At 36.8% G+C, this 11,608-nt stretch carries 8 protein-coding genes; all 8 read right to left on the bottom strand.

All coding sequences use genetic code 11. The annotated features are described in order from the left end of the window. Window positions 1-46: 46 nt before the first annotated feature. A complete protein-coding gene (locus tag UABHE_RS25030) occupies window positions 47-1,150 on the bottom strand; it encodes a hypothetical protein (protein ID WP_372371678.1) in 1,104 nt (367 codons plus the stop codon). A gap of 21 nt (window positions 1,151-1,171) precedes the next feature. Then, a complete protein-coding gene (locus UABHE_RS25025; RefSeq protein ID WP_372366040.1) occupies window positions 1,172-1,636 on the bottom strand; it encodes a hypothetical protein in 465 nt (154 codons plus the stop codon). A gap of 130 nt (window positions 1,637-1,766) precedes the next feature. Next, window positions 1,767-3,926 carry a S8 family serine peptidase gene (locus tag UABHE_RS25020; protein WP_372366039.1) on the bottom strand — a complete coding sequence of 720 codons (2,160 nt, stop codon included), beginning with the start codon at window positions 3,924-3,926 and terminating at the stop codon, window positions 1,767-1,769. Window positions 3,927-4,078: 152 nt separating this feature from the next. Next, window positions 4,079-6,289, bottom strand: coding sequence for a TAXI family TRAP transporter solute-binding subunit (locus UABHE_RS25015; protein WP_372366038.1), 2,211 nt, complete (start codon window positions 6,287-6,289; stop codon window positions 4,079-4,081). Window positions 6,290-6,816: 527 nt separating this feature from the next. After that, window positions 6,817-7,677: a hypothetical protein gene (locus UABHE_RS25010; RefSeq protein WP_372366037.1), complete on the bottom strand. Its 861-nt coding sequence runs from the start codon at window positions 7,675-7,677 to the stop codon at window positions 6,817-6,819. 7 nt (window positions 7,678-7,684) lie between these two features. Further along, entirely contained in the window at window positions 7,685-9,313 is a 1,629-nt protein-coding gene (locus UABHE_RS25005) for a thiamine pyrophosphate-dependent enzyme (protein WP_372366036.1), read from the bottom strand. Next, window positions 9,301-10,335, bottom strand: coding sequence for a histidinol-phosphate transaminase (gene hisC, locus UABHE_RS25000; RefSeq protein WP_372366035.1), 1,035 nt, complete (start codon window positions 10,333-10,335; stop codon window positions 9,301-9,303). The genes UABHE_RS25005 and hisC overlap by 13 nt, the downstream gene beginning before the upstream one ends. Window positions 10,336-10,508: 173 nt before the next feature. Next, window positions 10,509-11,585 carry a hypothetical protein gene (locus UABHE_RS24995; protein WP_372366034.1) on the bottom strand — a complete coding sequence of 359 codons (1,077 nt, stop codon included), beginning with the start codon at window positions 11,583-11,585 and terminating at the stop codon, window positions 10,509-10,511. Between the last annotated feature and the right edge of the window lie 23 nt (window positions 11,586-11,608).

The following is an 11,608-nucleotide window of genomic DNA, read 5'->3' as shown; positions in this document are numbered from 1 at the left end:
TAGGAATGTCGAGCTGCATATATCCTTCGTAAACATCTGTTAAATTTTAATCGTCGTGTACAATAGTTTCTTGTTGGGAAATTATTTCTTTATTTATTCCATCGTAGGTCAAATGAACTGTATTTGTGGTTATCCCTGCGCCGGTTGCTTGACATGTAACATGAAAAATGACTTCTTCTCCTACTTGCAAACTATCAATCGCATCAAAGTAGATGCGGCGTTTTTTTTCGTTGTATTGATATTTTATTTTATCACCACTCGCATCATAAAAATTTGAATGAATGTACTGCATGCGCGATGGAATGTCATTTTGTAGTTTGATATTTGTTATAGCAGATCTCGATTTATTGTAGACGCTAGTGATATAGGTTGTTTTTTCACCTACTGCGCAACGTTCGCTTAGATCATATGTTGTGACAACAACGTTTTTGGAAACTTCAGGCTTTATTTTTAGTGACGTTATAACTTCTCTGTCTATTTCCAAACCTGAAAGATGAAAGCGATTATTAGTTGTAGAATTTATTTTTCTAGAAGTGTCTGACAAAGCTAATACTTGCACTTTTATCTGGCGAGTTGCTTTCCTTGGGATATCGAATTTCCAGGTAACAGTATTACTAAATTTCGATATAACATAGGTACCTTGCGGCTCTGAAAATACATATTGGAGTTCTTTTGGTATCCTGTATAGAAGTTGTGCATTAACAATGGGTTTTGCGGATTTATTTTTTATTGTTAAAAGAAAAGAAGTCGTTTGTTTGACTGACGATGAAGTGGAATTTGGATGAACCATAAAATCTATATTTTTGTTAAAAGATAGCGTTTGTTCTTCGGCAAAGATTTCTCTTTTTAACTGATCGTATTTCAATCGCACAATATTTTTACAACGACCTTCTAACACAACTTTGCATTTTATCCTGTGAACGATTTTATCTCCTGGTTGAAGAATAGCAACTGGTTCGAAATAAATTCGATGATTTTTTCTATCATATTGATACTTTGAATTTTGCGCTTTAACATTAATCAATTTCATTTGTACAGGTAGATCATTTATTATTGCCACATTGGTATTTGCAGCGGTTCCTTCATTTCGTGCTGTAATAACATAGTCTGTATTTGTACCAACGGTACAAGGGTCATCTGTATCATCGATACTTAGATGAGCGCGACTAATTCATCCAAATATTCTAATGGCAGAAATAACTTGTTTTTGGAAGTGAACTGAGGAAAAATGAAAAGTGTTTTCTACACGTGGAGTACCATGGATAGCTCGTAGAACTACCGTCATTTTGTAAATACTCTTTTTAAGAATGATTGCCTTCCAAGTCATTGAATTTCGACGTTTTAAGCGAAAATGGTGATCGCGGATTGATGGTTGAGAGTATTTGTGATACTTGCCTTGTGGATTTGAAGATTCGTATGCTAAGTGTCTTGGGATTTTGTAGAAAATTTTTATTGGTAAAGTCTTAGATGAGTGGTTATGTATTGTTACTGTAAAAGTAACTAGTCTATTTAAAAATGGAATCAGAGTACTTGCTCTAACCTTTATTTCAATTTCTGGGTTTGGATCGATGTTATTTGTTTGTGCGCCAAGAAAAATAGAAACAAAGACAGTAAACAAAATGATGTATTTCGCCATAATTTTCTCTCTTTTAGTATTTGCGATTTTCAAACTCAGGTTTTGTTTAGGTGTTTTAAAGGAGTGTTAAATTGAGGCAAAAAAATAGATCTGACTAGAATTCCAGCCAGATCTATCATTAGAGAGGTTATTACTTAGTAATACCGCTAACTACTAGAGCGTAGTCAACATCTACTTCTGGAGTTTCCAAGTGATTGTCAGCATTGATTTCGTCTGCGATTACTTCTACAGTCCAAGTTCCTGCAGCAGGGCTTGCTACAAAAACGTTTTCAACACAGTCAACAGTGTTAGGCTCTCCACCAGCTTTTGAGTACATACCTTCAAGTAAACCATTGTTACCGTAGTATACTGTACCATTTGGAGATGTTACTTTAAGATCTAGGTTGTTGATAAGTTGCTTCGCAGCAGTAAGAGAAGGTGCTGGTTCGTTCCAAATCAAAGTGATCTTAATTTGTTTTTCACCTGCAGCTACGTTTACTTTGTATGCTTTAGAATCAAGATTTGTCAGTAAGTCATCTTCATTCACGATAAGCATTTTCTTACGAAGATCTAACATATTTTGAACGTTAGGAAATCCCCAACCTTGGTGTACGCGAGTACGATCGTGGTTTTCACCTTCGAAGCTATATTGTCTTGCAGTATTGATAAGAATAGCTTTGGTTGTAGTATAATGAGGTCTATTAGCGAAACGATCTTCTTTTGGAGCTTTTAGTTCGTTTCCAAAGACACCATCTGTCCACAATTGTAGAGTTAGACCAACATGTCCAGCGATAATAGGTGTAGCACCAGAAGTACCGCCAAAACTAGAAGTATAACCATTTCTAGAAGTAGTTAGAATGTGGTCGTAGAATGCACAAAGGTCTGGCTTAATTCTACCATCGGTAGATGGGCCAATACTTGCACCGCGCGCCCAAGCATCGTCTTCTGGATCGATGTTGTCATAGTGACGAAGAGCTCCACCAGAAATGATGTTTTTTGCCCAAGCTTGTGGACGTGAGTGACGGCTACCAGCGTTACTTTGGCTTTGACATACAGGAAAGTCTAGATTGAAAATAATGTCATCCATCTCAGCAGATCTTGCATCATACTCATAAACACGAGAATATCCCCAAGACGCTGTTTGGAACATTATTTTGTGATCGCGAATCAAACGTTCTGTTAATTCGTAACGACTTCCTGGATCTTTACTACCAGGTGTACCACTGTACACTGCATTGTAGTTAGTATAGTAACCTTGTGCATCAGGAAGCATTCCTTTTGCAGCTTTGTTACCTTTTCCACTACCAAAAACTTGTCCAAAAGTACTATGACCATGAGATGCGCCAGTACCATTGTCAATTGCAATTGGTGCCTTGCGGTGTTCTGTAGCTTCGAAGTCTTGGTGCTCAGCGTAAATTCCTTCTAGAACGTGTCCACGAAGTCCTTTACCTGTGTAACCACCGAACTTACTCTCAATGTAGTTAGCTCCACCTTGGATACGAGCTTTGTCCATATCTTCTTCGATAGGTGTGTCTTTGTTGATCCAAAGAACAGTATCAAGATGCGAAACTTCTACTAGTTGGTGAGAGTTTAGTTTTGCAACGATTAGTAAACTACCTTCGGTAGGATTTACTACTTGGCCACCAACACCAGCAATTTGCTCGATAAGCTTCTTCTTATCTTTTTTAGATACAACTACAATTACGTAGTCTTCAACACCGCGAGCATTTTGCATTTGACTTGGGTTCATTTTGTAAGCAGCGTGCATAGGACCTACCCAGCGAACGAACTCAAGTTCTTTCACTGACTCTGCTTTTGCATCGTCCATTCTTACAATGTAAGAATGATTTGGCACAAAATGATGAATTTCAACGCCCATTTTTGTCAACTCTTCGCGGTATACTTGTAAACTTTGTGTAGCGAACTGCACTAAAAATAATTTACAATTACCACGACTTTGCATTTCAAATGGAATCTCTTGACGTGTAGGTTGCATTGGATCAAACTTATAGTTTTTTAACAACAACTCATAAGAAGTTTTCTTAGCAGAAGTCCATTTATTGCCTTTAAGATTAATAGCATAAAATGGTGTTTCTTCTTTCTCTTGTTTTTCTGTCCAAGTAACAACACGCGTAGCGCGGTTTACACTGATAAGCTTTTCATTAACGATGTCAGCATTTGTAGTACAAATGGTTTCTCCGTTAATTTTTAGCTCTTGTACGCCTCTGTTTTTGACTACTTCTACTTCATCCGCACATACTGAAACAACAAGAGCGGCGCAAAGGAAAAGTAAGGATAGCTTTTTGAACATCTAATCCTCCCTCAAACAAGTTTTATTTAGTACAACAAGTACCGATTTACTTATTTGAATAAAAGTTTTTTAACTTATATATTTTATATAATATATGTATATTACGCTAGTTAAAAATTAGTAGTTCCTGCAAGTACTTTGGAACATTAAATCTAAACAATAACCGGTCGTTCTTTAGCAAGGACAACTAAGCGGTCGCCTGGCAAAAGATGAATGAATTCTTCCGAGGAAGGGTTTACCATCATTTTTTTATTGCGCTGGATAGCTAATAACAATGTATTGTGATAGCTTTTGCGATTTTCTAGTAAGAATTGACTAATGGTAATGAAATTCGCTTTTCGCTCTACTAATAATTTCGGAGCATCAATGATGTAAATCTCATTTGTTTGATTGCAGTATTGTAATATATTGTCCATAAACTCCGTGATACCAGGAGTGACTGTTGACTGTGCCAGTAATCTAACCCCCAAATCATTTCCAGAAATAACTTCATTTACTCCTGCGCGTTTTAAATATTTGATATTTTTACCGTCTATGAGCTCAGCAGAAATATGAGGCCGTTGTTCTAGTTTTCCCTCTTCTTCTAGACGATCAAATAAATCTGTCATCTCCATAACCACCATAACTGTGTGACTATCGGCGCGATCTCCCATTGTTTCGTCAGCTAAAATAATGGTTGAAAAGGCATTGTGAAGACTTGCATTGCGTAGCTTCCACTCCGCTCCAGGATCTCCGGGTAAGAAAAAAGTATCTTGAAAGGCGTCACTGTCGGGTAGAGTAATTTCATGGTTGCAAATAATAATAATTGGCTTGGCAATTCCTTGGGCTTTTAAAGACGGACTGTGTATTTCCTCTACGATTTTTTCGCCTTTGGAATTCCAATTACAAATAACAATATGGTTACTCATACTGTAACCTTTATACATATGACGATCCTTTACTAAGTTTTTCAAATAATCAATAGATAGTCGACCAAATATAAACATCATACACGAAATGGATACTATGCGAATACTACTTGCTATGACTTTTCCTAGTTCAGTATACGGAAATGTTTCATCTTCATAACCAGCGACAGTGAATACAAAAATCCAAGTAATTAATTTTCTAAATTTCATATCGATAAATTTTGAAGGTTGCATGAATTCGCTTTGGATATATGCCTGTATTTCCAGGTATTTTATAAAGTATACAGCAGCAATTAGGTAAATAAGAACTAAAGAAATGAGAAAAATATAAATCCAAAGATCGCGAAATAATTCACGGTAAAGTACACCATAAAACATTCTCTGGCCACAGAAAATTTTGTAACGTTCTTTACTGCGTAAGTATATGAGAAAACAGCATATGAAAGCTAGTGGTAGCACAAAAAAAGCGGGTCTTATAAATGAAAAACGACCACGCTGCAATTCAAATACTACTGGATGTATGGGCAGCGGAAAATTTCCAAAACGTTCGCGTTCGTTATCCATTTGAGTTTTATCAAAATTGGTAACCGCCGAAAATTTTTTCCCGAAATTGTCGTATGTTTTTTTATCGATAAATATTTCAAGTATCGCACTGACAATTTCCGGTGCAACGGTGTCGTTGACGACCAAGAGAGAGCGCGTTGTTATTGTCGGAATTGTTACTTTCTTTCCTTGGTAGCTCTCAATTGTAATGTGAGCTTTGTGATAGAAAGGAAAAGATGCGGCAATTCCTGACATTTCTTTATTACTCAGACCAATGGGATGATACTCTATATTTTCTTCGCGTAGTTGTTTGGTTAAAAACGCAGCATTTGCAGTGGTGACAATAACCGCATCCACTTTATTTTCTCGCATAGCATCAATAGGAGAATCGGTGTTTAATTCCCAGTGATATTGTAATTGGTCGCGAACGTTAATCGCAGTGATGCCGGTTCCACCATGTAGAGAACCAACATTAACTTTGCGCAAGTCGTGTAAATTTTTTTTATGTGGGCGGGCAAGAACAACAAAGTACTCGTTAAAGAAAAAGCACACTGACTTGATATAGTTTTCAGCAGTGTGTTCTACTTTTAACAAAGTATGTCCTCCACGATAATAGTAGTATGCTACGTCTTCCTGGATAAGAGCAATGTCTGTTTCGCCCTCTTGTAAACGTATAATATTTTCTACAGAACCAGAGCTCTCTTGTGCAGTAAAAAGATATGTGTTCGCAAAAGTAGAATTAAGATAGTCGCACAACTTTTGAGAAACACCGCTATACGTTCCGTTGCTGAAAGCTCCTGAAACTGAAAACTGTGAAGAATATGTTTTCGGTGTTGTAAAAGTATGCCGCATATAAAAAATAATAATGCTTACAACTAGAAATATTGCGAAGTACTTTACGTATTTTTGCATCTAACGAAAGCCTCTCTTTAGTTTGTGGCGTTAGGAATCTAACATTATATGCCTTGTGAGAGTTAAGATTTTGTTATTTTACGCTCTCGTGAGATTACAGCGTAATTTAATTACACTAAATAATAACTTAAGCTGCGACCTAAAAATAACAAGAAAAAGTGAAAGCGAGAACAAAAAGGACAACTTTTAACTCAAATCCATAAGAGGTAACAGCATGAATTTTCTTTGGAAAAAAAGAAGTGATCTGACTAAAAGTAGTTTCAATCCTTTTACGGGTAACCTTTTGAATAAACTCAGTAACTCGGGAAAAAGCCCTTTTAGAATTTTTCTTTCTCTGAGGTAAGATAGAGACATTAAGATCTTCAGAAACAATATCTTTGAAAGAGTAATCATTCAAGATGAATTTTCAATTTTGAGTAATTTTCAATTATTTTGGTGTAAGTTTGTACTTATGATTATTTAGTTAGTTGAGCTTTGGGATCAGGTTGAGGATCATATTTTTATTTCAACTCACACAAGACGTAATATTATATAATATACCACTTATTTACTTCTGCAGTTAATTTTTCGCAGTCGTATTTACTGTCTATTTTTGCAATGATTTTAGATACTTCTTCGGATGACGCCGTTGGTTCGCTTGTAATTTCATTCAAATCATAAGCAGAATGTTTTTGTGAGAAAACAGTATCAATACTCATGACTTGAACCCTACGATGTTTTAGTAAATATTCGTAGGTTTTTCGGTAAACGTCTGGCATGTAAGGTGTATTCTTTTGTTGTAGCGTAGGGGCGAAATCGAGATCGCAGGCTAAAGAAAAAAGCTCGTGCCACAAACTACGAAGAACATCCGGATTTGCATCGTGTGCTTCGCGTTCATGCCGCGGTTCTGAGGTAGTTTTGGCACGAATATCCTCAATTTTTTTCCTTACTTCTTTTGTGGGAACAGGTAAAATAAAAAGAGTGTCCTCACCTTGTAGTATAGTTTCACTGTCGTCGTTTTGATTTTGAACGAGTTCTATAAAACGGTTTCCAACTAAAGGCATTTCTATTAGTAGTAAATGTGGTTTGTCGTAATTGCGGTACCAATCGAGAATAGCAAGACGCGACCAAAGACCTGTTGCCTTGCGAATCATTGGGTGAGTAACTCCGCATACTTCAGGATATAGCTCTAGATTTTTTTCTGTTTCAAATGCATTCCGCGCAACATCCCATTGTAGTAAGTGCACCTTGCGACCTTCGCGTTGTGCTAAAAGAGCCGTTTGTTGTAAAAGTAGCGTTTTTCCAACACCCGGTAAACCAGCAAAACAAACAATGCGTTTAGTAGATATCGCATCACTTATTATATGATATATATGATGTTCACCAGGAATGATTATTTTAGGTAACATAGACATCCTAACTATTCTTAGCTCCACGAGTACGAGGTAATTTTCGAAAATAATCAATACTTGGCATATCGCCAACAGGTATTTCAATTACGGTTGGAAGGTCTGAGCAAATTTTAGTACAAATTTCTTCTAATTCTTCAGGAGAATTTATGCGAAATGCATTTGCACCAAATGACTTTGCCATAGCAACGAAATCGGGATTGTGAAGATCGGAAGCAATAATTTTATTTCCGTATAGATTTCTTTGCATTTGTTGAACATTTCCATATTGATTATTGTTAAATAAAAGTACGATTACACCAATACGATGCTGAACTGCGGTAGCAAGTTCTTGGACAGCAAACATAAAACCGCCATCTCCGGTTACTGAAATGACTGGTATATCTGGTTTAGCGACTTTAACACCCATTGCCGTAGGGAAACCATAACCTAGTGTACCTTGGTAACCAGTACTAATAAAAGTACGCGGCTTATATACTGGCATTACGATACGACTAGTAAATCCTATTTGCGTCAATTCATCTACAAATATTCCTTCTTCACCTAAAATATTGCGAATTACCTTTAGGTAAGAAAGCTGAGGCTCGAGATAGGAGATTTTTTCTTGCCACGCTTTGTGAAGATTTAACATTTGCGGCTTACGAGACTCTGCTTTGTGGGTCGATATTTTTGCAAATAGTTGTGGTAAAATGTCTTCTCCGCGCGCAGTAATTGCAATGTCAGGTGTATGTATTATGTTGTGAGACTCTTCGTCTACATCAATGCGAATAATTTTTAATTTCTCGTCTGTACCCCACTTTTGTATAGGGATTCGCATATTTGTTCCTACCCCTAAAACAACATCAGCCGATTTCCACAATTCGTGAGCCGCTGGCAAGGTTAGACTTAAGTAATGACGGCTATCAAGAATGCCGCGACCTGTACGATACCCAACAACAGGTGCTTGGAGCACTTCGGCAATTTTTTGAATTTCTTGTGCGCAACCTTGAGCTCCACTTCCTACAAAGATAAGCGGATTTTTTGAGTGCGTTAAATATTTTGCAACATCATCTACTTGTGAAATTTGCGCCAAGGGATAACTCACTGGTAAATGCTTGAAATCACTGTCGGTTGTTTCTGTTTGTGAGGCGAGAATATCCATGGGGATTTCAACGCCGACTGGCCGCGGTCTGTTGGAGTGTAATTGTTGAAATGCTTCGGATATACACTGTGCAACTTGCGATGCATTTGTGGCGCGTTTTGACCACTTTGTTAAAGATTCCATAATTCCTAATTGATCTGGAATTTCATGAAGAACACCGGTTTTTTTACCAATAGTTTTAGATGGTATTTGACCGCATAAACACAACACTTTCGCATTTAAGGCATATGCTGTTGATAATGCAGCAGTGCTATTCAAAAAACCAGGACCAGGAACTACATTATAAACACCAACATTGCCTGTCGCCAAAGCGTATCCTAAAGCCATGTACGCAGCTCCTTGTTCGTGTCTAGTATGAATAACGCGAATATCCGGTGCATCATACAATGCATTGTACAACCAATCGTTCTGAATTCCCGGTAATCCAAATAGGGTATCAACGCCATTTTCCTGTAAACTGCGGACAGCAATTTGCCCTCCCGTTAGCTTTTGCACTTGCTACTCCTTTGCAAGTATTGTTTTAGAGTATGAATAAAAATGCGATTGTGTTCAGGAAGTCCTAGACTAATACGTAGTCCTCCAGGGAGTCCACTTTTAAAGGTAGGATTTACTAAAATATTGTGCTGTTGAAAATACTCGTACATCTCATCGCAATTTTTAGGTTTTATTAGAATAAAATTGCCTTTGCTGGGCCAACAATCGACACCTAGATTTTGTAGCTCTCTATATAAAATAGTGCGCTGTTCTTTTGCAAGATCAATAGATTTGCGTAAATGTTGTTGATCTTTTAATGCGGTGATACCCGCTACAATAGCTAAAGAGCTCAAGTGGAAAGTTCGATAAAACGCACGAATTTTTTGAATAAGAGAGGGATGAGCGACAACATATCCTAACCGGAGACCTGCAAGTCCATATGCTTTTGAAAAACTATGAACGACAAAGAGGTTACGTTTTAATTTTGTGCGCAAGAGAGTATCCATTAAATCATTATCTGTTGTGTAATGTTTATAAACTTCATCAGCAACGACCATCACGTGTTGCGGTATTTTTTGCAATAAATTGTCCAACTGAGCCACTGATAGAACAGATCCTGTTGGGTTATTTGGACTGCAAATAAAAAGTAAGCGCGTTTTTGAGGTAATAGCATCGAGAATGTTTTTTATATTATAATTAAAATTCTCTTGTTCTAAGGGAACTTTTATCACTTGCGCTTTCTCGTTTTTCGCCATTTTCTCATATATATGAAAAGTAGGAGGACAAACAATAACTTGTGATTCTTTGTCTAAAAATACACGTGTGATAAGTTCGATCATTTCGCAGGCGCTATTGCCGACGCAAAAATAATCGTGTGTTAAATCATTTGAATAGTGTTCTGCTAACACTTTGCAAAGCTCACGATCGTTGCGAGTAGGATATCGATGGAGCTGTTGAGTTATTTCATTTAGGCTGTTTATAACTTGAGGTGATGCTCCCAGCGGATTTTCATTTGCATTTAATTTGATTATTGTGCTTGCCATTTATGTATTTTTTTCTAGTCGTGTAAATTAAGGCGTGTCGACATTTAGGTTTCCAGAGAATCTGAGTAACTTCTAGGTAATAACGAGGCATTTTAAGGTACATAGCATTGCCCTAGAGGCACACCATGATAAGCGCAATCCTCACAAAATTAGGATTGCGCAAGAGAACAACTCTACTCGAATCTTCGTAAAATATCTTTTGCCCATACTACAAAAAGTGTATCACTATATTTTTTTACAATAAATGTACAATAACCTCTTAGCTGTCCTAACGAACGTCTATTGCGTTTCTGGAATTTTTCATCTTTAAAGCTTGTGCTTCCTAAAGCAGAAACTTTCATTCCAAAATATATTTTCCGTGCTTTACTATAAAGTGAATAAGCTTTGATCTTTTTACGAAACAGTTTTGTTTTTTGCGTTTTAGAAATATCTTTGGCTAAAGTATCTGCTTTTTTGTAGCCTTTCCAATTTTGTAACACTTTCTTTATTTTTTTGATATACAAAGGAGGGTTTTCTTTCTTTGTTATATCTAATTCACCAATGTCAGACCTATAAATCTGTTCTAGGTTATTTAGTAGTTTTTTTGCCTCTTTTTTTGTTGCTTCATCACTTGATTCGGCTTTTTTTTCTAATTTATTGTATATTCTACCTAAAGAACGGCCACGTACTATATCACGCACCTCTGATTTTAGAATATCGCTATTAAAGCTTTTTTGACGGTTACTAGTGTAACTGCGTAGTAATTGTTTCGCCTTGTTTACTCCTTCGCGGATATTTTTTCCGTGATAAGCGAGCTTTCCCCCAACATCAAAGACGAAAATATAAGGCACATCTAAACCAGGTATTCGCTTTGTTGATCTAAATTGGTGGTATACTGGCATTTTTATCGAGCGAGGAACTGCTTGATAAGCAGATAAATCAGGCATTTTTTGGCTTCCTAAATTTACATGCGCTGCAACAACTCGTAATCCTTTGTCTTTATATTTTCGGTATTCTTTGTTGAGAAATTTTAAATGACCAGTTGCTAAAGAAGCGTAAGTAACTTCTATAGGATCTACTTCTGCGAGATTTGGAGATGCAGACCAAATATGAAGGATTGATACATAGCGGTTCATAGATCGTGGTGTAATGAAGTCTTCTCCAGCAAGCGGTGCTTCAAATTGGAAATTATTTGGTATTATGTCAAGTTGCGCTTTTTGTGCACAAATATAGCTAGTCGCCATCAAGCATATTATTATAACTTTATACATTTTTTACCTCGAATAAATTTATT

The organism is Candidatus Uabimicrobium helgolandensis (genome assembly GCF_041508025.1).
GTDB classification, from domain to species: Bacteria; Planctomycetota; Uabimicrobiia; order Uabimicrobiales; family Uabimicrobiaceae; genus Uabimicrobium; species Uabimicrobium helgolandensis.
The sequence above is the reverse complement of the archived record's forward strand: the minus strand, read 5'-3'. Positions and strand labels throughout refer to the sequence as shown.

What these genes read in the sequence shown, in the direction of transcription:
- UABHE_RS25025 (WP_372366040.1), bottom strand. Translation starts at nt 1,636, where the DNA reads ATGGCGAAATACATCATTTTGTTTACTGTCTTTGTTTCTATTTTTCTT.
- UABHE_RS25020 (WP_372366039.1), bottom strand. Translation starts at nt 3,926, where the DNA reads ATGTTCAAAAAGCTATCCTTACTTTTCCTTTGCGCCGCTCTTGTTGTT.
- UABHE_RS25015 (WP_372366038.1), bottom strand. Translation starts at nt 6,289, where the DNA reads ATGCAAAAATACGTAAAGTACTTCGCAATATTTCTAGTTGTAAGCATT.
- UABHE_RS25010 (WP_372366037.1), bottom strand. Translation starts at nt 7,677, where the DNA reads ATGTTACCTAAAATAATCATTCCTGGTGAACATCATATATATCATATA.
- hisC (WP_372366035.1), bottom strand. Translation starts at nt 10,335, where the DNA reads ATGGCAAGCACAATAATCAAATTAAATGCAAATGAAAATCCGCTGGGA.
- UABHE_RS24995 (WP_372366034.1), bottom strand. Translation starts at nt 11,585, where the DNA reads ATGTATAAAGTTATAATAATATGCTTGATGGCGACTAGCTATATTTGT.